General features: G+C 73.9%; 19 protein-coding genes. 8 read left to right on the forward strand and 11 right to left on the reverse strand.

Features of this window, described 5'->3' with window-relative positions; genetic code table 11:
- Positions 1-3: 3 nt before the first annotated feature.
- From G514_RS0119290 to G514_RS0119310, 5 genes are read left to right on the forward strand one after another with little or no spacing between them, the layout of a single operon-like run.
- On the forward strand, positions 4-1,056 hold the full coding sequence (locus tag G514_RS0119290) for a zinc-dependent alcohol dehydrogenase (protein WP_028653082.1): 1,053 nt from the start codon (positions 4-6) through the stop codon (positions 1,054-1,056).
- Entirely contained in the window at positions 1,056-2,141 is a 1,086-nt protein-coding gene (locus tag G514_RS0119295) for a Gfo/Idh/MocA family protein (RefSeq protein ID WP_028653083.1), read from the forward strand. Before G514_RS0119290 ends, G514_RS0119295 begins: the two co-directional genes overlap by 1 nt.
- Positions 2,138-3,442 (forward strand): glycoside hydrolase family 36 protein, encoded by a 1,305-nt coding sequence (locus G514_RS27860; RefSeq protein WP_084152241.1) that lies wholly within the window; start codon positions 2,138-2,140, stop codon positions 3,440-3,442. The genes G514_RS0119295 and G514_RS27860 overlap by 4 nt, the downstream gene beginning before the upstream one ends.
- Positions 3,439-5,127 (forward strand): alpha-amylase family glycosyl hydrolase, encoded by a 1,689-nt coding sequence (locus G514_RS0119305; RefSeq protein ID WP_051247803.1) that lies wholly within the window; start codon positions 3,439-3,441, stop codon positions 5,125-5,127. Before G514_RS27860 ends, G514_RS0119305 begins: the two co-directional genes overlap by 4 nt.
- Positions 5,128-5,145: 18 nt before the next feature.
- On the forward strand, positions 5,146-6,414 hold the full coding sequence (locus tag G514_RS0119310; RefSeq protein ID WP_028653085.1) for a cation:proton antiporter: 1,269 nt from the start codon (positions 5,146-5,148) through the stop codon (positions 6,412-6,414).
- 1 nt (position 6,415) lies between these two features.
- On the opposite strand, the gene topA is transcribed toward G514_RS0119310, so the two are convergent.
- The 4 genes from topA to G514_RS0119335 form a co-directional block, all read right to left on the reverse strand.
- Positions 6,416-9,091 carry a type I DNA topoisomerase gene (gene topA / locus G514_RS0119315; protein WP_028653086.1) on the reverse strand — a complete coding sequence of 892 codons (2,676 nt, stop codon included), beginning with the start codon at positions 9,089-9,091 and terminating at the stop codon, positions 6,416-6,418.
- A gap of 301 nt (positions 9,092-9,392) precedes the next feature.
- Positions 9,393-10,865 carry a DUF7059 domain-containing protein gene (locus G514_RS0119325; RefSeq protein WP_028653087.1) on the reverse strand — a complete coding sequence of 491 codons (1,473 nt, stop codon included), beginning with the start codon at positions 10,863-10,865 and terminating at the stop codon, positions 9,393-9,395.
- 72 nt (positions 10,866-10,937) lie between these two features.
- Positions 10,938-13,292, reverse strand: a complete 2,355-nt coding sequence (locus tag G514_RS0119330) for a sodium-translocating pyrophosphatase (RefSeq protein ID WP_028653088.1) — start codon at positions 13,290-13,292, stop codon at positions 10,938-10,940.
- Positions 13,293-13,445: 153 nt separating this feature from the next.
- Positions 13,446-13,784 carry an anti-sigma factor antagonist gene (locus tag G514_RS0119335; RefSeq protein ID WP_028653089.1) on the reverse strand — a complete coding sequence of 113 codons (339 nt, stop codon included), beginning with the start codon at positions 13,782-13,784 and terminating at the stop codon, positions 13,446-13,448.
- A gap of 254 nt (positions 13,785-14,038) precedes the next feature.
- Between G514_RS0119335 and G514_RS0119340 the strand changes: the two genes are divergently transcribed.
- Together G514_RS0119340 and G514_RS27865 are read left to right on the forward strand one after the other, a co-directional pair.
- Complete coding sequence (locus G514_RS0119340) at positions 14,039-16,330, forward strand: DEAD/DEAH box helicase (protein ID WP_028653090.1); 2,292 nt, start codon at positions 14,039-14,041, stop codon at positions 16,328-16,330.
- A gap of 53 nt (positions 16,331-16,383) precedes the next feature.
- On the forward strand, positions 16,384-16,704 hold the full coding sequence (locus G514_RS27865; RefSeq protein ID WP_051247805.1) for a hypothetical protein: 321 nt from the start codon (positions 16,384-16,386) through the stop codon (positions 16,702-16,704).
- 27 nt (positions 16,705-16,731) lie between these two features.
- Here the strand turns inward: G514_RS27865 and G514_RS0119350 are convergent, their stop codons facing one another.
- From G514_RS0119350 to ssd, 7 genes are all read right to left on the reverse strand, one after another.
- A complete protein-coding gene (locus tag G514_RS0119350) occupies positions 16,732-17,082 on the reverse strand; it encodes an Rv3654c family TadE-like protein (RefSeq protein ID WP_028653091.1) in 351 nt (116 codons plus the stop codon).
- Positions 17,079-17,450 carry a TadE family protein gene (locus G514_RS0119355; protein WP_028653092.1) on the reverse strand — a complete coding sequence of 124 codons (372 nt, stop codon included), beginning with the start codon at positions 17,448-17,450 and terminating at the stop codon, positions 17,079-17,081. Before G514_RS0119355 ends, G514_RS0119350 begins: the two co-directional genes overlap by 4 nt.
- Positions 17,451-17,457: 7 nt before the next feature.
- On the reverse strand, positions 17,458-17,640 hold the full coding sequence (locus G514_RS0119360) for a DUF4244 domain-containing protein (protein WP_028653093.1): 183 nt from the start codon (positions 17,638-17,640) through the stop codon (positions 17,458-17,460).
- Positions 17,641-17,778: 138 nt separating this feature from the next.
- Complete coding sequence (locus G514_RS0119365) at positions 17,779-18,501, reverse strand: type II secretion system F family protein (protein WP_028653094.1); 723 nt, start codon at positions 18,499-18,501, stop codon at positions 17,779-17,781.
- Positions 18,498-19,277, reverse strand: a complete 780-nt coding sequence (locus G514_RS27870; protein ID WP_036565558.1) for a type II secretion system F family protein — start codon at positions 19,275-19,277, stop codon at positions 18,498-18,500. The genes G514_RS0119365 and G514_RS27870 overlap by 4 nt, the downstream gene beginning before the upstream one ends.
- The gene (locus G514_RS27875) at positions 19,274-20,431 is read right to left on the reverse strand and encodes a TadA family conjugal transfer-associated ATPase (protein WP_036565560.1); all 1,158 of its coding nucleotides are present in this window, start codon (positions 20,429-20,431) and stop codon (positions 19,274-19,276) included. Before G514_RS27875 ends, G514_RS27870 begins: the two co-directional genes overlap by 4 nt.
- The gene (ssd, locus tag G514_RS0119380; protein ID WP_028653095.1) at positions 20,428-21,489 is read right to left on the reverse strand and encodes a septum site-determining protein Ssd; all 1,062 of its coding nucleotides are present in this window, start codon (positions 21,487-21,489) and stop codon (positions 20,428-20,430) included. The genes G514_RS27875 and ssd overlap by 4 nt, the downstream gene beginning before the upstream one ends.
- A 113-nt stretch (positions 21,490-21,602) precedes the next feature.
- Here ssd and G514_RS0119385 point away from each other — a divergent pair, with 113 nt between their 5' ends.
- Complete coding sequence (locus G514_RS0119385; protein ID WP_028653096.1) at positions 21,603-22,400, forward strand: HAD family hydrolase; 798 nt, start codon at positions 21,603-21,605, stop codon at positions 22,398-22,400.
- Positions 22,401-22,523: the final 123 nt, after the last annotated feature.

The following is a 22,523-nucleotide window of genomic DNA, read 5'->3' on the forward strand; positions in this document are numbered from 1 at the left end:
GCCGTGCCCGAGATCGTGTCCTTCACCGCCCCCGGCGAGGTGGCGCTCGTGCCGTGCGAGGCGCAGCCGCTCGCACCCGGATCGGTGCGGATCCGCACCTGGTACTCCGGCATCTCGGCCGGGACCGAGCTGACGGCGTACCGCGGGTCGAACCCCTACCTCACGAGCACGTGGGACGCCGAGCGACGGCTGTTCGTCGACGGCGCCCCGACCTTCGCCTACCCGGTCTCGGGCTGGGGCTACTCCGAGGTCGGCGAGGTGGTCGAGGCGGCCGAGGACGCGCCGGCCGACCTGGTCGGCGAGGTCGTGCACGGCATCTGGGGGCACCGCAGCGACGCGGTGGTGCCGGCGGCCGCCGTGCGCGAGCGGGTCTGGACCGGGCAGGACCCCGTCTCGGGCACGTTCGCGCGGGTCGGCTCCATCGCGCTCAACGCCGTGCTCGCCGGTGACGTGCGGCTGGGCGACCGCGTCGCGGTGTTCGGCCAGGGCGTGATCGGCCTGCTCGCCACCCGGCTCGCCGTCCTCGCCGGCGCCACGGTCGTGGCGGTCGACACGGTGCGCTCCCGGCTCGACGCGGCGCTGCGCTGCGGAGCCGCCGAGGTGGTCCGGGCCGACGCCGACGGCGGCGCCGGCGCCGTGGTGCGCGCGCGGTCGGGCGGCGGGGTCGACTCCGCGATCGAGCTCAGCGGCAGCGACCGTGCGCTGCACGAGGCGGTCCGGTCGGTCGTGGTCGACGGGACCGTCGTCGCCTCCGGCTTCTACCAGGGTGGCGCCGAGCACCTCCGGCTCGGCGAGGAGTTCCACCACAACCGGGTGCGGATCGTCGCCAGCCAGATCTCGGGCACGCCCGTCTCGCTCGGCCCACGCTGGGACCAGCCCCGGCTGGTGCGCACGTTCATGGACCAGGTGCGCACCGGTCGCGTCGACGTCCGGTCACTCGTCACCGACGTCGTCGAGGCCGCCGACGTGGCCGCGATCTTCGCGCGCCTCGACCGCGGCGACCCGGACGTCCTCCAGTCCGTGCTGCGCTTCGAGGCCGCACCCGAGCCGGCGTGATGCCGGACCTTCCGGACGCGCCGGACACCGCGCCGCGCTTCCCCGAGGACCCCGCCGCCCGGACCGGGGTGGCGATCCTCGGGTGCGGCAGCATCGCGCAGTCGGCCCACCTGCCGGCCTACGAGCAGTACGGCGTCGGTGTCGCCGGGGTGTGGAGCCGCAGCGCCGCGACGACGTCCGGCGTGCGCGAGCGCTTCCCGTTCGTGGGCCGCGTCTACGCGAGCGCCGAGGAGCTGCTCGCGGACCCCGAGGTGCGCTACGTCGACATCGCGACCGGACCCGACGGCCGGCTGGCCTGGATCGAGGCCGCGGTCGAGGCGGGCAAGCACGTGCTCGCGCAGAAGCCCCTGACGCTCTCCGCGACCGACCTCGCGGCCCTGCCGACCGTGCTGGCGCGGGCCGCCGAGCTCGGCGTGCGGGTGGCGGTGAACCACAACGGCCGGTGGGCGCCACCCTGGCGCGCCGCGACCCTGCTCGTCCGCGAGGGCGCGATCGGCGCGGTCGTCGGCGTCACCCACCTCCACGACAAGCCGCTGCCGCCCCTGGCCGGCACGCCGTTCGACGAGGTCCCGCACATGCTGCTCACCGACTACCTCCTGCACTGGGTCGACATCACGCGGGGCTGGCTGGGCGACGGAGCGGCCGGACCAGTGGTGACGGTGCAAGCGGTCGACAGCCGGGTGCCGGGCCAGCCGGACCAGGCGCGCAACCCGTGGTCGGCCACCCTCACCATGGGGACCGCCTCCGGCGCGACCGCGACGGTCCGAATCACGGGAAGTAACGTCGCCAGCGCGCCGGGCTGCCCGTTCTGGGTGCACGGGACCACCGGCACCCTGCGCGGGAGCGTCCTCCTCGACTCCGACCGGCTCGAGCTCGACGACGGCTCGGCGACCCGGCCGGTGCCGCTGACCGGGGCGTGGTTCGTCGACGGTTTCGCCGCGGCGATGGGCGAGCTCATGTGCGCTGTCGAGGAGGGGCGCGAACCGGAGAACTCCGCGGCCGACGCCGCCGAGTCCGTGCGCCTCGTGCTCGCGGCCCGCGCATCGGCGGAGCAGGGCGGGCTCCCCGTGCAGGTCGGCCGATGAGCGAGGTCGTCGACGAGATCCCGGTCGATCCCGCCTCCGCGCGCGTCTACGCCGAGGGCTGGCAGAGCTGGAGCCCGGCGGCGTGGCACACCGCCGGCGCGACCGGTCCTGCGCCGACGGAGGAGTGGCAGCACCTGATGCGGTTCCGCCCCGGGACGCCGGTCGCGACCGACGGGCTGCAGGGCGAGGGCCTGCTGGTCGTCGACCCCGGTCGCGGCGAGCCCGTGCGTCTCTACGGCGCGACCGACCCGGTCCGGGTCCCCACGCTGCACGCGCGCCTGGTCGCCGACCACGTCGTGGTCGAGGCCGGTGGTCCGGTGCACACCACGACCGCCCCCGACGCGGAGACCGCCCTCGCGGCGTACGCCTCCGAGCTGGGCGGGAGGCCGACCGCACCACCCCGGGTCTGGTGCTCGTGGTACCGCTACTTCGAGCAGGTCACCGCGGCGGACGTCGTGGAGAACCTCCGCGACCTCGAGCGGCTCGACCTCCCCGTCGACGTGGTGCAGGTCGACGACGGCTGGAGCCCTGGCCTGGGCGAGGGGCTGGTGGAGTCCGACGGCTTCGGCTCCCTGGCCGGCCTGGTCGACACGATCCGCGGCAGCGGGCGGCGTGCTGGGCTCTGGCTGGCGCCGTTCCTCGTCGGCAGGGAGACGACCCTGGCTCGCGAGCACCCCGACTGGCTCACCGGCCCGGCGGGACGCAACTGGGGCCAGGAGCTGGCCGGCCTCGACCTGACGCACCCAGCGGTGAGGGAGCTGCTCGCCAGCCACCTGCACCGACTGGTCGGCCACGGCATCGACTACCTCAAGCTCGACTTCCTCTACGCCGGCGCGCTGAGCGGCGAGGCGGCCTACCGCTCCGCGCTCGAGCTGGTCCGCGAGGCGGTCGGGCCCGACGTCTACCTCGTCGGCTGCGGCGCCCCGTTGCTGCCCAGCGTCGGGCTCGTCGACGCGATGCGGGTCTCCCCCGACACCTTCCACGAAGGAGGCGAGGACGGCTCGACCGGGCTGCGCGGACTGATGCCGCTCGCCGCCCGGGCCTGGCAGCAGGGCCGGCTGTGGGTCAACGACCCCGACTGCGTCGTGGCCCGGCCGTCGTACTCCCAGCGCGAGCGGTGGGCCGGTGCCGCCCGCCGCTTCGGCGGGCTGCGCTCGTTCTCCGACCGCATCTGCGAGCTCGACGAGTGGGGGCTGGCTGCGGTGCGCGACCTGCTGGCGGACGGCGGCCTCGCCGAGCCGCTCCCCCTCGCCGAGGTCAGGGCGGGGGCGGCGCTGGCCCAGGACGAGGCAGCGACGTGAGCGCCGACGACCTGCGCGCCCGAGTCGACGCCCTGCTCCGCCCGCTCTACCCCGGGGAGCACGCCGGGCTCGCCGAGCGGCTGGTCGCGATGGCCGAGTCCTACCGGCGCCGGCTGGGTGGGCGGGAGGTCGAGAGGGCCACCGAGCGCACGACGTGCCTGATCACGTACGGCGACGGCATCCGGCGGCGCGGCGAGACGCCGCTGCACACCCTGGCGGCGTTCCTGCGCGACCACGTCGGCGACGTCGTGAGCGACGTGCACCTGCTGCCCATGTTCCCGTGGACGTCCGACGACGGGTTCGCGGTCGTCGACCACCGCGCGGTCAACCCGTCCCTCGGCACCTGGGCGGACGTCGAGGACCTCGCCCGCGACCACGCGGTGATGTTCGACTTCGTGGCCAACCACACCTCGAGCGCCAGCACGTGGTTCCTCGGCTGGCTCGCCGGCGACCCGGCGTACGCCGGCTTCTACGTCGAGCGCGACCCGAACTTCGACGACTCGCGCGTCGTCCGGCCGCGGACCACACCTCTGTTCCACGCCTATCCCCGCACCGACGGCTCGAAGGCCTGGGCGTGGACGACGTTCGGCGAGGACCAGGTCGACGTCGACGCCCGCCGGCCGGAGGTCCTCGCGGAGCTCACCGACGTGCTGCTCGGCTACCTGGCGCACGGCGCCTCGGCGGTGCGGCTCGACGCGATCGGGTTCCTGTGGAAGGAGTCGGGCACCACCTGCCTGCATCTGCCGCAGACCCACGCCGTGATCAAGGTCTGGCGGACCCTCGTCGACCACGTCGCGCCGGGCGCCCGGCTGCTGACCGAGACGAACGTGCCGCACGCGGAGAACATCGCCTACTTCGGCGACGGCCGAGACGAGGCCAACCTCGTCTACCAGTTCGCGCTGCCGCCGCTGGTGCTGCACTCCTTCGTCGCGGGGTCGACCGCTCGCCTCAGCGCGTGGGCCGAGGGCGTGGGACCGGTGAGCGAGACGGCCACGTGGTTCAACTTCCTCGCCAGCCACGACGGCATCGGGCTGCGCGCAACCGAGGGCATCCTCGACGACACCGAGAGGGAGGCCCTGGTGGAGCGCACCCGTGCCCACGGGGGCCGGGTCTCGTGGGCGAGCCGGGGCGACGGCTCCCGCACCGTCTACGAGCTCAACCTCAGCTACCTCGACGCCCTCTGCACGGTGGCCGAGGCGCGCGACCACGAGGTGGTCGCCGCGAAGGCGCTGGCCGCGCACAGCATCCTGCTGAGCTTCCTCGGCATCCCGGCCATCTACTACCACTCGCTCGTCGGCTCGCCACCGGACCTCGAGGGCATGGTGACCAGCCGCATCAACCGGCGGATCAACCGCGCGGTGCTCGACGCCGACCGGCTCGCGACCGAGCTGCGCGACGACCCGCGTCGGCGGGCGGTCTTCGACGGGCTGCGCCACCTCCTCGACGTACGCCGGCAGCACGCGGCGTTCGACCCCTTCGGCAGCCAGCGCGTCGAGCGGCTCGACGACCGGGTGTTCGCCCTGGTGCGCGGCGAGGGCACCGACGACGAGCTGCGGTGCGTCACCAACGTCACGGGCGAGTCCGTGTCGCTGCCCGGGGTGCGCGGGACCGACGTGCTCACCGGCACCCGGGCCGACCCGCTGGTGCTCGGCCCGTGGGCGACCGCGTGGCTACGTCCCGACTGAGTCGGGTACCCGCCAGCGGTGACCGCCGACCTCGTCTACCTCGTGGCCGGCGCGAGCCTGCTCCTCGCCGTCGTCCTGCCCGACCTGCTGCACCGGTGGGCGATCTCGGCCCCCATGGTGCTGGTCGGCGTGGGGATGCTCATCGGCCTCACGCCCCTGCCCGACGGCCTGCCGATCGACCCGCAGGACAACCGGGCCGCGATCGAGCACGTGACCGAGCTCGTCGTCATCGTGGCACTGATGGGCGTCGGCCTGGCCATCGACCGGCCGCTGCGACCCCGTGACCGCGCGAGCTGGGCGCGCTGGGGCGTCACCTGGCGGCTGCTGGCGATCGGCATGCCGCTGACGATCGGCGCGGTGGCGCTGCTCGGCTGGCTGGCGGGCCTGGCCCCGGCCGCGGCGCTGCTGCTCGGCGCCGCGCTCGCGCCGACCGACCCGGTGCTCGCCTCCGACGTGCAGGTCGCGGGTCCGCAGACCGGCGACCACGAGGTCGACGAGGACGACGAGGTGCGCTTCTCGCTCACGTCAGAGGCCGGGCTCAACGACGGGCTGGCGTTCCCGTTCGTCTACCTCGCGATCCTGGTCGCCACCGAGGGGTCGGTGTGGCACTGGGGCTTCGAGTGGGTCGGGTGGTACCTCCTCGGCAAGGTCCTCGTCGGCGTGGTCGCGGGCCTCGTGGTGGGCCGGGCGCTGGCCGCGCTGGCCTTCCGGTCCCGCAGCGAGGCGCTGCGGGTCGCCGAGCGCGGTGAGTCGCTGATGTCGCTCGCTGCCCTCGTCGCGGCGTACGGCGTCGCGGAGGTGGTGCACGGCTACGGCTTCCTCGCGGTGTTCGTGTGCGCGATGACCTTCCGCTCCGCCGAGCGCTCGCACGACTACCACGCGGCCATGCACGAGGTGGTCGAGCGGCTGGAGCGGCTGCTCACGCTGTTCGTGCTGCTGGTGCTCGGCATCGCGCTGACCCGCGGGCTGCTCAGCGCGCTCGAGTGGTGGGGCGTCGCGATCGGGCTCGGGCTGATCGCCGTCATCCGCCCGCTGGCGGGCTGGGTCTCGATGTCACTGCGCCGTCCGGGTGACGAGCCGTGCCTCGAGCGGGGCGAGCGCTGGGCGGTGGCCTTCTTCGGCGTCCGCGGCGTCGGCTCGATCTACTACCTGGCCTACGCCGGCAAGGAGGACTCCGTGCTGGCGGCCGACCCGCTCTGGTCGACGGTCGCCTTCACGATCGTCGCGTCGGTGCTCGTGCACGGCATCTTGTCGACGCCGGTCATGCGCCGGCTCAACGAGACCTGACTCAGCTCTTCTTCGGAGCCTTCTTCGCGGTCTTCTTGGTCGTCTTCTTCGCCGTCTTCTTGGCGCCCTTCTTCGCCGCCTTCTTCGCCGGGCCGCGCTCGCGGCGTTCGGCGAGCAGCTCGGCGGCGCGCTCGAGCGTGATCGACTCGACGGAGTCGTCCTTGCGGAGCGTGGCGTTGTACTCGCCGTCGGTGACGTACTCGCCGAACCGCCCGGACTTCACCACCACCGGCTGCCCGGAGACCGGGTCGTTGCCGAGCTCCTTCAGCGGCGGCGCGGCAGCGGCTCGCCCGCGCTGCTTGGGCTGGGCGTAGATCCGCAGCGCCTCGTCGAGCTCGATGGTGAGGAGCTGGTCCTCGGACGTCAGCGAGCGGGAGTCGGTGCCCTTCTTGAGGTAGGGCCCGTAGCGGCCGTTCTGGGCGGTGATCTCCTCGCCCGACTCGGGGTCCTCCCCGACCACGCGCGGCAGCGACAGCAGCTTGAGGGCGTCGTCGAGGGTGATCGTGTCGAGCGACATCGACTTGAACAGCGACCCGGTGCGGGGCTTGGCGTTCTTGGGCGCGTCGTCGGGCAGCACCTCGGTGACGTAGGGACCGTAGCGGCCGTTCTTCGCCACCACCTCGAGCCCGGTCTCGGGGTGGTTCCCGAGCTGGATCTCCTCGCCGGCGGGGTTGGCGAACAGCTCCTTGGCCTTCTCGACCGTGAGCTCGTCGGGCGGCAGGTCGTCGGGCACGTTGGCGCGCTTGCCGACCGGGTTGCCCTCGTCGTCGGGACCCTCGAGGTAGGGGCCGTAGCGGCCCACGCGCAGGTTGATGCCCAGCTCGGGGTCGCCGATGGGGAACGTCGCCAGCTCGCGGGCGTCGATCTCGCCGAGGTTGGTGATGAGGTCGTGCAGGCCCTGCACCCGCTCGGAGCCGAAGTAGAACTCGGCCAGCTCGGTGACGCGGTCCTTGTTGCCGGCGGCGATCTCGTCGAGCACGTCCTCCATGCCGGCGGTGAACTCGTAGGAGATCTGGCGCGGGAAGTGCTCCTCCAGCAGCCGGATCACCGAGAACGCCAGCCACGCCGGCACCAGCGCCGTGCCCTTCTTGTAGACGTAGCCGCGGTTGAGGATCGTGCCGATGATCGAGGCGTACGTCGACGGGCGGCCGATCTCGCGGTCCTCGAGCTCCTTGATGAGCGTGGCCTCGGTGTAGCGCGCCGGCGGCTTGGTCTCGTGGCCCAGCGCGTTGAGCGCGGCCGCCGACACAGGGTCGCCCTCGTGGAGGTCGGGCAGCGGGACCTGGTCGTCGTCGGAGCGCTTGCCGCCCTCGGTGCCCTCGACGTAGGCCTTGAGGAAGCCGTGGAAGGTGATCACGCGACCTGACGCCGAGAACACGACGTCGCGGCCGTCGGAGGCCGCACCCCCGAGGCGCACCGAGACCGACTGGCCCACGGCGTCCTTCATCTGTGACGCAACCGTGCGCATCCAGATCAGCTCGTAGAGGCGGAACTGCTCGCCGGTCAGCCCGGTCTCGGCCGGCGTGCGGAAGGACTCGCCGGAGGGACGGATCGCCTCGTGCGCCTCCTGGGCGTTCTTGACCTTGCTGGCGTAGGCCCTCGGCTCGGCCGGGACGTACTCCGCGCCGTACAGCTCGCGGGCCTGGGACCGGGCGGCCTCGACCGCCGTGCTCGACAGTGTGGTCGAGTCGGTGCGCATGTAGGTGATGAAGCCGTTCTCGTAGAGCCGCTGCGCGACCGACATCGTCACCGAGGCGGACATGCCGAGCTTGCGGCTCGCCTCCTGCTGGAGCGTGGTGGTGCGGAACGGCGCGTAGGGCTGGCGACGGTAGGGCTTGGCCTCGACCGAGCGGACGTCGAACGTCGTGTCGTCGAGCGCCCGCACCAGCCCCTCGGCGGCGCTGCGGTCGAGGTGGACCCGCCCGCCCTTCTTGTCCTTGAGCCGGCCGTCGTCGCCGAAGTCGGAGCCGCTCGCGACGCGCTGGTCGTCGATCGAGTGGAGCCGGCCCGGGAACATCCGCGGTTCCTTGTCGGCGCCGGCGTCGAAGGTGCCCTCGAGGTCCCAGTAGGACGCGACGCGGAACGCCATCCGGTCGCGCTCCTTGTCGACGACGAGCCGCGTGGCCACGCTCTGCACGCGGCCGGCGGACAGGCCGGACATGACCTTCTTCCACAGCACCGGGCTGACCTCGTAGCCGTAGAGGCGGTCGAGGATGCGCCGCGCCTCCTGGGCCTCGACGAGGTCGTCGTTGATCTCGCGGGGGTTCTCGACCGCCGCGAGGATGGCAGCCTTGGTGATCTCGTGGAAGACCATCCGGTGCACCGGGATGTTCTTGGGCTTCAGCTCGTCGAGCAGGTGCCAGGCGATCGCCTCACCCTCGCGGTCCTCGTCGGTGGCGAGGTAGAGCTCGTCGGCGTCCTTGAGCAGCGTCTTGAGCTTGGAGATGTGCGCCTTCTTGTCACGCGGCACGACGTAGTAGGGCTCGAACCCGTTGTCGACGTCGACGGCGAGCCGCCCCCACGGCTTGTCCTTGATCTTCGCCGGGGTCTCGGCGGCGCTCTGCGGGAGGTCGCGGATGTGGCCGATGGAGGACTCGACGACGTAGCCCTGGCCGAGGTACCCGCCGATGGTGCGGGCCTTCGCCGGGCTCTCGACGATCACCAACTTGTGTGCCACTGACTGCTCTACCTGTTCTCTCCCGCGCTCCTTGCGCGCCGCAACCCCACCGGTGGAGGGGGGTCACGGCTGGTCACGGTAGCGCGTGCTCCCCACATCTCATTCCCGGGACCCGTTCGCGGCGGCGTCCTGTGAAGGACCACCGCCGCCCTGTGGATGGCCGCCGACGCCCGTTCGCGACCCGTGGCACCGTGGCGGGCATGCGCTACTACGACGAGCAGACCGACCGCTACTGGCCGGTCGAGGAGCCGCTCGCGCGCCTGGACGACGCCGGCATCCACCAGCAATTGAGAGACACGGCCTAGACGAGGAACCCCTCGCCGACCAGCTCCCTGACGACCGGGAGGTAGGTCGTGCGGGTCTCGGCCGGGTCGTGCTCGAGGAGCTGGGCAACCGCGTCGAGGATCTGCCCGACCGCGAGCTCGCCGTCGCACGCGCCGACCAGCGCCGCCACCACGGTGTCGGCCCGGCGGGCGCGCCGGAAGCCGCGCTGCTGGCGGAGCACGATCGTCTCGGGATCCTCGGCCCCGGCAGGCCCGACCGTCTCCTGGCGCACGTCCTCGCGTCGGGAGAGCCTCGACTGTGAGGTGATCTCCGACGAGACGGCGGTGGCCCACTCCGCGATGGCGGGCGCGATCGGCTGCTCCACGTCGTACGGCCAGTCCCAGAGGTCGTGCCGGCCGGAGCCGCCGTTGCGCACGTTGACCCAGCCGAAGCCGATCGCCTCGACGCCCTGCTCGTCCAGCCACGAGAGCCAGGTGTCGTAGCGGCGCCGGTACTCCCCCGGGTCGCCGCCCGTCGCCGGGTGGTGGCCGGAGTCCTTGAGCCAGAGCTCGACGTACGCCGCCGGGTCGACCACCTCGCGCTGCACGACCAGCGCGTCGACCTCCGGGCCGAGCCACTGCGCGAGGCGCTCGTCCCACGGTCGGCCGCGCTCGACCACCCAGTTCGCGAGCACCTGGCACCAGCCGCGCTCGGTGAGGTGGTCCGGCGCCGCCCGGACGATGTCCTCGACCACCTGGTCGCCAGGGAGCCCGGAGTCGCGGTAGACGAGCCGGTCGCCGGTGGCGGGCGAGATGACGAACGGCGGGTTGGTCGCGATCAGGTCGAAGCGCTCGCCTCGCACCGGCTCGAAGAACGACCCGTCGCGCACCTCGACCCTGTCGTCGACGCCGTTGAGCGCGGCGTTGAACCGCGCGATGTCGAGGGCCCGCCGGTTGACGTCGGTCGCCACGACGCGGTCGCTGTGGGCGGCGAGGTGCAGCGTCTGCACCCCGCACCCGGTGCCGAGGTCGAGGCTGCTCGAGACCGGTGCGCGCAGCGTCAGCTGGGCCAGCGAGGTCGAGGCCGGGCTGATGCCGAGCACGTGGTCGGCGCCCACGTCCTGCGGGAGACCGTCAAGCCCGGGCGTGAGGTCGCTGACCACCCAGAGGGTGCTGTCGTCGGCGGCGTAGGGCCGCACGTCGAGCCGCGCGGAGACCTCGCCGACCGACCTCTCGAGCACGCCCTGGGCCGCGAGCCGGTCGACCAGCCCGGGGAGCGCCGCCTCCGCGGCTGCTACCGCCACCGTCGTCTGCAGGAGGAACAGCCTGGTCAGCGTCGCGAGCGGAGACGGGTCGCTCGCCGTGCGCCGCAGCGCCGGCGTCGTCTCGTTGCGGAGCAGCGCCGCGTCGGCCACCGGCCCCACCAGGTCGCGGACCGCGTCGACGGTGAAGTCGGCGGCGGCCAGCGCCTCGCGCAGCCGGGCCGGCAGGTCGGTCGACGTCTGGGGCACCCGGCCAGTAAAGCCGTCGACCCGGCGCGAACTTCGCGCCGGGTCGACGGGGTGGTGCTGGGTGGTGCTGGGTCAGGCGGTGACGACCGGGTCGGTCGTCGGCGCTGCCGGCGGGGCGGCCGGCGGGGTGGCGTCGTCGCCCATCACGGTCTCGCGCTGCTTGGAGATGTAGATGACGGCCACGATGATCGCGGCTGCCACCACGGCGATGATGATCCGCCACGTGTCGTGCTGGTCGTCACCGGCGCTCATCGAGACCACGGCGCTCGCGATGAGCAGCGAGACCAGGTTCATGACCTTGAGCAGCGGGTTGATGGCCGGGCCGGCGGTGTCCTTGAACGGGTCGCCGACGGTGTCGCCGATGACGGTGGCCGCGTGGGCCTCCGACCCCTTGCCACCGTGGTGGCCGTCCTCGACCAGCTTCTTGGCGTTGTCCCAGGCACCACCGGAGTTGGCGAGGAAGACCGCCATCAGCGTGCCGGTGCCGATCGCGCCGGCGAGGAAGCCGGCGAGGGCGGTGAACCCGAGACCGAAGCCCACGGCGATGGGGGCGAGCACCGCGAGGACGCCCGGCGTGATGAGCTCACGCAGCGAGTCCTTGGTGACGATGTCGACGACCTTGCCGTACTCCGGACGGCCGGTGCCCTCCATGATCCCGGGGATCTCGCGGAACTGGCGCCGCACCTCGTAGACGACGGCGCCGGCCGCGCGAGCCACGGCGTTGATGGCCAGGCCCGAGAAGAGGAACACCACGGCGGAGCCGAGCAGCACGCCCACGAGGACCGACGGGTCGAAGACGAAGAACCCGAGCAGCTCGGTGCTGTCGGCGTTGTTCTCCGCCAGCGACTCCAGGACCGAGGTGGCGTAGGAGCCGAACAGCGCGGTCGCCGCCAGCACGGCGGTGGCGATCGCGATGCCCTTGGTGATCGCCTTGGTGGTGTTGCCGACCGCGTCGAGGTCGGTCAGGATCTGCGCACCCTCGGGGCTCACGTCACCCGACATCTCGGCGACGCCCTGGGCGTTGTCGGAGACGGGGCCGAAGGTGTCCATGGCCACGATGGAGCCCACCGTGGTCAGCAGGCCGCAGCCGGCGAGCGCCACCGCGAACAGCGAGATGGCGAGCGACCCGGTGCCGAGGAGGAACGCGCCGAAGACCGCCGCGCCGATCACGATGGTCGTGTAGACCGCCGACTCGAAGCCGACCGAGAGTCCGGACAGGATGACGGTCGCGGCACCCGTGAGCGAGGTCTTGCCGACGTCCTTGACCGGCTTGTACTCGGTGCCGGTGAAGTAGCCGGTGAGGCCCAGGATCGCCGCCGCCAGGATGATGCCGATGACCACCGCGACGGAGGCGATCAGCGCCGGGTTGCCGTCGGGGGTCTGGTCGGTCGAGATCTGACCGAGCGTCCCGCCGAGGGCGCCGAAGTCGGCGAACGACGTCGGCAGGTAGACGAAGGACAGGACCACGCTGGCCACGGCCGCGACGGCGGCCGAGATGTAGAACGCCGTGTTGATGGTGGTCAGACCGTTGACGCCGGCCTTGGGCTTGGTGATGTAGACGCCGCCCACCGCGCACAGGGCGCCGATCGCGGGGATCAGCAGCGGGTAGACGAGGCCCTTGTCACCGAAGGCCTGCGAGCCGAGGATCAGCGCGGCGACCAGGGTCACGGCGTAGGACTCGAAGAGGTCGGCGGCCATGCCGGCGCAGTCGCCGACGTTGTCTCCGACGTTGTCGGCGATGGTCGCGGCGTTGCGCGGGTCGTCCTCGGGGATGTTCTGCTCGACCTTGCCGACCAGGTCGGCGCCGACGTCAGCGGCCTTGGTGAAGATGCCGCCGCCGACTCGCATGAACATGGCGAGCAGCGCGGCACCGAAGCCGAAGCCCTCGAGCACCTTGGGTGCGTCGCCCTGGAAGGCGATCACCACGATGCTGGCGCCGAGGAGGCCCAGGCCGACGGTGAGCATGCCGACCATGGCGCCGGTGCGCAGGCCGATGGTCATCGCGACCTCGCGGCCCTTGGTGTTGGCGGCCGCGGCGACCCGGAGGTTGGCGCGCACCGCCAGCGACATGCCGAGGTAGCCGACCGCCGCGGAGAATCCCGCGCCGACCAGGAAGAAGACCGAGCGGAAGATCCGCACCACCCAGGCGTGGTCGATGTCGCCAACCGGCAGGGCCAGGAGCGCGAAGAACGCGATCACGGCGAAGATGCCGAGGGTGCGGAACTGCCGCTGGAGGTACGCGTCCGCGCCCTCCTGGACGGCCAGGGCGATGTTCTTCATGTTGTCGGTGCCCTCGTCGGCGGACAGCACCTCGCGGCGGAACATCGCGGCCATCCCGAGCGCGGCGAGCGCGATCAGGGCGACGACGATGACCAGCACGAGATTGCCACCGGACAGGTCGACGACAGCGGGATTGATCCCGGTCATTCGTATTCCTCCATGCGGATCTGGATCGAGCTCGACAGGCCGCACCGGCCGCCACGGAGAGACGCGTGACCCGGTCGCGGAACGAGCCGGAGTCTACGCATGGCGCGCCGGATCGCCGCATCGGGTGTGACCCGATGCACCCCGAGGAACGGCTCAGCGGCCGGCGAGCGCTCCGTCTGCGGAGTCGTGGATGACGAAGACCTTCGCGAGACCGGTGATGCGGAAGATCTTGAGGAGGCGGTCCTGGGTGCAGATCAGCTCGAGCGAGCCGTCGTGGGCGCGGACCTTCTTGAGGCCGCCGACGAGGACGCCGAGGCCGGTGGAGTCGAGGAACTCGACGGCCTCCATGTCGACGATGATGTCGTAGACGCCGTCGGCCACGAGCTCGGTGATCTTGTCGCGCAGCTTGGGTGCGGTGTAGACGTCGATCTCACCACCGACGGCGATGATCGTTGCTCCGTCGACCTCGTTGGTCGCAAGCGTCAGGTCCACGTCCACTCCCCTGGGATCTCTGGCGGGCGAGCCCCCAGGGCTGCTCGCCCCCGGCACTCGGCCTGCACAATCAAACCACGACGACCCGAGACTCGTACAAAGGTCGCACCACAATCGACGGCACCGATCCGGGTTCGGTTCCGGGGCCTCCTCACCCGGTCGGGTGAGGATGCGCACGGAGCGCCGTCGGCGCCGTTTGCGATGCTCGTCGGGTGACCAGCACCGCCGCCTCCCGGTCGAGCGGTCGTCGCACGATGGCTGACATCGTCGACCGGCTCGCCGCGGTCCCCGGCCGCGAGGGTCGGCTGACCCACCTCGAGCGGCTGCCGGCGCGACCGGGCCGGCTCGCGCCGTGGCCCGAGTGGGCCGACGCGACGGTGGTGCGGGCGTTGCGCGCCCGCGGCCTCATCGACCCCTGGACCCACCAGGCCGCGGCGGCCGACGCGGCGTACGCCGGACAGCACGTCGTGCTCGCCACCGGCACCGCCTCCGGCAAGTCCCTCGCCTACCAGCTGCCGGCGCTCACCTCGGCGCTGGCCACCCGCGGGCCGCGCGGGCAGCGCGGTTCGACGACGCTCTACCTCGCGCCGACCAAGGCCCTGGCGCAAGACCAGCTCGCCGGGCTCACCGCGCTGGGCCTCGACGTGCGCGTGACCAGCCACGACGGAGACAGCAGCCGCGACCAGCGCGAGTGGGCGCGCGACCACGCGGAGTACGTCCTCACCAACCCCGACATGCTTCACCACTCGCTGCTGCCGGGTCACGAGCGGTGGCGGCCGTTCCTGTCGCAGCTGCGCTACGTCGTCGTCGACGAGTGCCACCACTACCGCGGCGTGTTCGGCGCCCACGTCGCCCAGGTGCTGCGGCGGCTGCGCCGTATCTGCGCGGCCTACGGCGCGCGCCCGACGTTCGTGCTCGCCTCGGCGACCGTCGCCGAGCCCGAGGCGGCCGCGGGCCGGCTGACCGGGCTCGACGTGCTGGCCGTCACCGGCGACGGCTCCCCGCGCGGCGAGGTGTCGCTGGCGATGTGGCAGCCGGCGCTGACGACGTTCACCGGCGAGAACGGCGCGCCCCTGAGGCGCGCGGCGTCCTCCGAGGCCGCCGACCTGCTCGCCGACCTCGTCGCCTCCGACGTGCGCACGCTGGCCTTCATCCGATCGCGCCGCGGCGCCGAGCAGGTCGCGCTCACCGCGGCCGAGCTGCTGCGCGAGGTCGACCCGTCGCTGCCCGAGCGGGTCGCTGCCTACCGTGGCGGCTACCTGCCCGAGGAGCGTCGCGAGCTGGAGCGCCAGTTGCGGGGCGGCGAGCTGATCGGGCTGGCGGCGACCAACGCGCTCGAGCTCGGCATCGACGTCAGCGGCCTCGACGCCGTGCTGCTCGCGGGCTTCCCCGGCACCCGCGCGGCGTTCTGGCAGCAGGTCGGCCGCGCCGGGCGCAGTGGTGGCGATGCGCTCGGGATCCTGGTGGCGCGCGACGACCCGCTCGACACCTACCTCGTCACCCACCCCGAGGCGCTGCTCGGCCAGCCGGTCGAGGCGACCGTCTTCGACCCCACCAACCCCTACGTGCTCGGCCCGCACCTGTGCGCCGCGGCGGCCGAGCTGCCGCTGACCGAGGCCGACCTCCCGCTGTTCGGCCCGACCGCGCGCGAGGTGGCCGACCAGCTGACCCGGGCCGGGCTGCTGAGGCACCGGTCGCGCGGGTGGTTCTGGACCGACCGGCGCCGGGCCAGCGACCTGGCCGACATCAGGTCGGCCGGTGGCCCGCCGGTCTCGCTGGTCGAGGCCGGCACCGGCCGGGTGGTCGGCACCGTCGACTCCGGCAGCGCGCACTCCACCGCCCACGCCGGCGCGGTCTACGTCCACCGCGGCGAGACCTGGCTGGTCGACACGCTCGACCTCGACGAGCACGTCGCGGTGATCGGGCGCACCGACGCGCCGTACTCCACCACCGCCCGCGAGACCACCGACATCTCGATCGTCGCCGAGCACCAGCACCGCGCGTGGGGTGCGTGCCGGCTCTCGGTGGGGCAGGTCGACGTCACCCACCAGGTGGTGTCGTTCCAGATGCGGCGCCAGCCGAGCGGCGAGGTGCTCGGCGAGCAGGAGCTCGACCTCCCCGAGCGCACGCTGCGGACGACCGCGGTCTGGTGGACCGTCCCCGACCGAGCGCTGCGCGCCGCCGGCCTCGACCTCGTCGACCTGCCCGGCTCGGCGCACGCCGCCGAGCACTGCTCGATCGGGCTGCTCCCGCTGTTCGCGACCTGCGACCGCTGGGACATCGGCGGCGTCTCGACCGCCCTGCACCCCGACACCGGCCAGCTCACGGTCTTCGTCTACGACGGCCACCCGGGCGGCGCCGGCTTCGCCGAGCGGGGGTTCGGCGCCGCGCGCGAGTGGCTCACAGCCACCCGCGACACCATCGCGGCGTGCGAGTGCTTCGAGGGCTGCCCGTCGTGCGTGCAGTCGCCCAAGTGCGGCAACCAGAACAACCCGCTCGACAAGGCCGGCGCGATCCGGCTGCTCGACGTCCTCCTCGGCGGGTAGCGCCGTCACCGCGGGTCCGTGACTGCCCCGCCGGTGAGCGTTAGTGTCCCGGCATGGTCATCATCGGTCTTGTCCTCATCGCGATCGGCGCGGTGGCGGTCGTGCTGGGTGTCTTCACCGCCGAGCTCGACGGGACGACCCTCAAGTACGCCGGCATCGAGCTGAGCCCCGTGGCGCTCTTCCTCGTCGGCGTCGCTGCCGCCCTCGCGATCTGGTGGGGGCTGTGGATCCTCAAGTCCGGGTCGAAGCGCTCCTGGGCGCGCCGCAAGGAGCAGAAGCGGCTCGAGAAGCTCTCCGACCAGCTCGACGACGTCGAGGCCAACCGCCGCATGGACGTCGGCCGCCACGAGGACGAGGACCGCCCCACCCTCTGACCGCAACTCGGCCGGCCATCCCGGCCGTCAACCCGGCCCGGCCCGCGCCTGTGCCGACAGGTCGTGCCGCTGGCCCAGCCAGCGCGGTCCGGCGACGGTGACCTGGAGGCGTACGTCGAACCCCTCGACCGCGCAGGTGTCGAGGCTCGCGCCGTTGGCCGTCGCGACCCGGCCCGCGGCCGCGCACGGGTCGCCGCCGCGGCCCCGCGCCTCGGCACCGGCGAGGGCCGCGAGGTCGGCCGCCGACTGCGCGACCCGGTGGGCGTGCACCATCGCGCCCACGACTCCGAGCGCGGCGCCGACGAGGACGAGCAGGCCGACCACCGCGACCGCGAACAGGGTCGCCGACCCGCGCTCACCCGGCCTGCTCGCCGTCACGGAACGCCCTCCTCCTCGTCGGCCGCCACGGCCTCGGCGCGCAGTCGCGGCGAGGGGAGGTGGGCGAACAGCCCGCCCGGCCCCTCGACCCGGCCGGTGACCGTCACCCGCACCTCGCCACCGCCGCGGGTGACCGCGACGTGGCTGCCCGGAGGGGCGACCGCGAGGCCGCGGCCGACGGCGCTCGCCTGGTCGTCACCCCGGGCCAGGGCGCGCGCGGTCTCGCGCGCGGCGTCGACGGCGCGCACCTGCGCGGCACCCACCGCCAGCAGCCACACGAGACCGATCGCGACGGCCACCAGCAGCGGCAGCACCATCGCGAGCTCGGCCGTCGCTGCGCCTCGCGCGCTCCTGGCCCGGCGCTCCACGGCCGCCTCAGCCGATGCCGAGCAGGCCGAGGACGTGGTCGTAGAGCAGCTTGAGCAGCTTGTCGCCGAAGCCGCCGGTGAGCATCTTGTAGAGCAGACCGGCCGGGCCGGCGCCGGCCGCAGTGCCGACGGCGTACTCCGCCGTGGTGATGCCCTGCTCGTCGCGGACGGGACGGATGGTCGTGCGCATGGAACTCCTTCGGGGACGGGCCGCGGCGCGGCCGGACCCGAGCACTCTCGGCGCTCCGGCCCCCGGCCGGCGGCCGGGCGACGGCGTCCTGTGGAGAGGGGCCGCGAGGCCGCCGGTTGTGGAAGATCGGCGGACGGCTCAGAGCCCGAGGGTCGAGAGCAGGCCGGCGACCACGGGCACGATCCCGACCAGCACGAACGCCGGGAGCAGGCACAGGCCCAGGGGCACGGCGGCCTTGACCCCGACGGCCCGGGCGCGGTCCTCGACCTCGGCGCGCGCGGAGCGGCTCAGCTCGTCGGCGAGGCGCTCGACGGCGGGCACGACCGGTGCGCCGGTGCGGTGTGCGCGGGCGAGGGCTCGACCGAGTGGACCGAGCGCGGGGTCGGCGGCGAGGTCGGCCCAGACCAGGGCGGGGTCGATGCCGAGGCGCAGTCGCGGCACGACCTCGGCCAGCCTGGCCGCGGCGGGTCCCGGCAGGGCGCTCGCGACCACCCCCAACGCGTCGTCGGGCGGCCGGCCCGACCTCAGGGCGTCGGCGAGCAGACCCACCACGTGCGGGAGGTCGCGGCGCGCCCGGTCGCGGGTGCGACGGACCTCGGCGGGCTCGGACCGCTCGATGACCAGCCATGTCGTCGCGGCCGCGACCGGGGCGGCGGCGACACCCATCGCGCCGCCGAGGAAGGCCGCCACCGCAGCCCCGGAGAGCAGGACCCAGACCGGTCGCCAGCGACGGAGCCAGTCGCGGTCGGCCCGCGCCGTGGTCGCCACGGCGCGAGGTTCGGGGGTCGCGCGCCCGGGCACCGCGAGGGCCGACGCGGCGCACGCCGCCAGCGCCGCGAGCACGGCGGCCGAGGCGCTCACGAGCAGCGGTCCGCGTCGCGCGCCAGCGCCTCGATCCACCAGAGGCCGGCCAGGCCGAACGCCAGCCCGGTCGCGAGGCAGAGCCAGCCGGCCGGCGTGCGCAGCAGGAAGCCGACCGGGTCGCCGCCGACTCCTGACCCCATGAGCAGGGCGACCACCGGCAGCAGGGCGACGAGGCGGGCCGTCGCACGCGCGGACGCGAGCTCACCGTCGACCACCCGCCGGGTCGCCCGCGCGTCGACGAGCTGGCGGGCAACCCGCTCGACCGCATCGGCCAGCCCCTGGCCGGTGCGGTGCGCGACGTGCCACGCGGCCGCGAGCAGCCGCAGGTCGTCGGCGCCCGGCCGCAGCGCGACGGCGCGGAGCGCCTCGGGCACGTCGGACCCGACCCGGAACGCCTCGGCGGCCGGCGCCAGCACCGGCCAGTCGTCGGCCGCCCGGGCCAGGGCCGCTCCGGGTGGCAGGCCCGAGGCGAGCTCGGACGCGAGGTGCTCGCACGCCTCCAGCACGCGGTCGCCGGTCGAGTGTGCGGCCCGTCGCTCGCGGCGGCGCAGCCACAGCAACCACCCCACCGCCACGGCACCGGCGGCGACCGCCGCCGGCACCAGCCACCCGACCGGCAGCCAGACGGCGACGGGCACCAGGACCAGCAGCCACAGCGGCCCGGCAGGGGGCACGCGGCGCGCGGCCCGCGAGGGAAGCCGCGGCCGCGCCGGAGCCAGGAGGGCCAGCGCGGCCGCGGTGGACAGTGCCGCCACGGCGGTCAGGAGGGTCATCGGCCCAGCACCCGGGCGAGCTCGACGGCCCCGGGACCGTCGCGCAGCGATCCGTCGACCAGGGAGACGGCGGGGACCATGGCGACCAGGCCGTCGCCGGCCCGCCGGGGCACAGCGATCTCGGCGAGGCGTCGCCGGCCGTCGCGCCCTCTCGCCAGGTGCACCACCGCGGCCACTCCGGACGCGAGCTGACTGTGCGTGGCTGCCCGGTCGAGACCCGCGGCCAGCGCCAGCGCCTCGAGCCGGGCTGGGACGTCGACGGCGGAGTTGGCGTGGAGGGTGCCGCAGCCACCGTCGTGGCCGGTGTTGAGCGCCGCCAGGAGGTCGACCACCTCGCCGCCACGCACCTCGCCGACGACCAGCCGGTCGGGTCGCATCCGCAGTGCCTGCCGGACCAGGGTGCGCAGGTCGATCGCGCCGACACCCTCGACGTTGTCGGGACGACCCTCGAGCGCGACCACGTGGGGATGGTCGGGGCGCAGCTCGGAGGCGTCCTCGACGAGGACCAGCCGCTCGACCGGGTCGACCAGGGAGAGCAGCGCAGCGAGCAGCGTGGTCTTGCCGCTGCCGGTGCCGCCGCTGACGAGGAACGCCGCCCGGGCCGACACCAGCTCGTGGAGCAGCTCGGCGCCGCGCTCGGTGAGCGTCCCGGCGCCGACGAGCTCGTCCAGGGTGAACGCGCGCGTCGGCGGCACCCGGAGCGAGATCGAGGTGCCGGGCCGGGACACCGGCGCGAGCACCGCATGGCAGCGGCTGCCGTCGGGCAGCCGCAGGTCGGCGAACGGCGCCGAGTCGTCGATGCGCCGGCCGGCCATCGCGGCCAGGCGCTGGGCCAGCCGCCGGACCGACTCGTCGTCGGCGAACCGCACGGCGGTCGCCTCGAGGCCGTCGCCGCGGTCGACGTAGACCTGGTCGGGCCCGTTGACCAGCACGTCGGTGACGCCGGGCAGCCGCAGCAGCGGCTCGAGCGGACCGGCGCCGAGCACGTCGCGGCGGAGGGCTTCGTAGACGGCGAGCACCGTCGCGTCGCCGACCGGGCGGCCGGCGGCCCGCAGCGCCTCGGCCACACGGTGCGGCGAGAGCTCGCCGGGCCGGTCGGCGAGCCGCTGCCTGACCCGGTCGACGACCTCGGGCTCGACCTCGGCGGTGCTCATGCGGCGCGCACCGGGGCGGTCACGGCGGCCAGCAGCTCACGGGCCGCTCGGGCCAGCGGCCCCCGGCGTGACCTGACCGGCCCCAGGCCCAGGTCGAGGGCCTCGGCGAGCCCGCGCTGGTCCGCCATCGTCACGAGCACCGGAGCGCCGACGAGCGCGGCCACCCGCTGCGGGTCGACGTGGTGCCCCCTCACGACGAGGCCCACGCGGGCGGGGTCGGGCAGCGTGCCGAGCCACCGGGCCGCGGCGGCGACGCCGGTCAGGGTCGGGACGACGACCACCACGACCAGCGCGCACCGCGCGACCGTCTCGGCCACCAGCTCACCCGACCGCGGGAGGTCGACGACCACGGTCTCGTGGCCGCGCCTCGCCGCCGAGAGCGCCTCGCGCACCGCCCCGGCGTCGAGAGGAGCGGGCGTGGAGGACCACCCGAGCACCCCGAGCCCCTCGCGGCGGGGCACCGCCTCGCGCAGCGAGCGGCCGCTCAGCCGGCCGGACGCCGTGCCGAGCGAGTCCCACCGCACGCCGGCCGCCTCGTCGAGGGCCAGCACGCGGTCGCAGCCGGGCCCGAGCGGGTCGAGGTCGACGACCAGCGTCGGACCGCTCACCGCGGCGACCTGACCCAGCCCGCACGCGAGCGTCGTCGCGCCCGCGCCACCGGAGCCACCGACCACTCCGACGAGCACGCCCTCGCCACGCCCCACCTCGTCGAGGTCGGTGAGCAGCTCGGCCACCAGCTCGGCCCCGACGGGAAGCTCGACCACCCGCTCGGCGCCGACGAGCAGCGCGTCGCGGAAGGCGCCGGGCGGCGCGGGTGACCAGGAGACGACCTGTACCCCGGGTCGGCGCGGCGGTGCCAGCTCGACCAGCAGTGGCACGAGGTCGGCACCCACGAGCACCACGGGGGCGGTGCTCCACGCGCCGAGGACCTCGGGCGGCGACGAGGCGACCGCGACCGCGGCGCCGGCCGCAGCGGAGAGCCGGGTGAGCTCCTCGGCGAGCGCGGTGTCGGCGGTGGCGAGCAGCGGCCGACCGGTGGGCTGGTGGGGGTCCTGCATGCGGCGACGATGCCCGCTCCGGGCGACGCGGGTCGGCCTGCGGACGCACGGCTGTGGACAGGCGGGTATCGGCGTTCGCCTGTGGACGTGTGGTGGATCCCTACGATGGAGGCATGGCTGCCCCGCTCCCTCGCAGCGCGGCGTTCTTCGACCTCGACAAGACGATCATCGCCAAGTCGAGCACCCTGGCGTTCTCCAAGCCGTTCCAGGCCGGTGGCCTGATCTCGCGCGGCGCGGTGCTGCGCTCTGCGTACGCCCAGTTCGTCTACGTCGTCGGCGGCGCCGACCACGACCAGATCGAGAAGATGCGCGCGTTCATGTCCCAGCTCGTCGCCGGCTGGGACGTCGCCACCGTCCGCGAGATCGTCGCCGACACCCTGCACAACATCGTCGATCCGCTGGTCTACGACGAGGCCGTCAGCCTCATCGAGGAGCACAAGGCGATCGGCCGCGACGTGGTCATCGTGTCGACCAGCGGGACCGAGGTCGTCGAGCCGATCGGCGCGCTGCTCGGCGCCGACATCGTGGTCGCCAGCCGCCTCGAGGAGGTCGACGGCAAGTACACCGGCAACATCGACTACTACGCGTACGCCGACGAGAAGGCCCGCGCGGTCCGCGAGCTCGCCGAGGAGCGCGGCTACGACCTCGAGCGCAGCTTCGCCTACAGCGACTCGGTCACCGACCTGCCGATGCTCGAGGCCGTCGGCCACCCCCACGTGGTCAACCCCGACAAGGAGCTCCGCCGGGCAGCCGCCGCCCGCGGCTGGCCGATCCTGGTCTTCACCAGGCCGGTCACCCTGCGCAGCCGCGTCCCGGTCAAGCCCACCCTCGCCGCCCTCGCCGTCGGCAGCGCGGTCGCCGTGGGCGGCCTCCTCTGGGCCAGCGCCCGTCGCCGCCGCCTCGACGCCTGAGCGACGCGAGTCCGCGCGCCGGCTGCGGAGATCTCGACAAGCTCGATCAGCGGTGGGCCAGTCTCCACGCTGGTTGAGGAGGTTGCGCAGCAACCGTCTCGAAACCCCCGCAGCGAAGGCACC

Source organism: Nocardioides halotolerans DSM 19273, from assembly GCF_000422805.1.
Classification (GTDB): Bacteria; Actinomycetota; Actinomycetes; order Propionibacteriales; family Nocardioidaceae; genus Nocardioides; species Nocardioides halotolerans.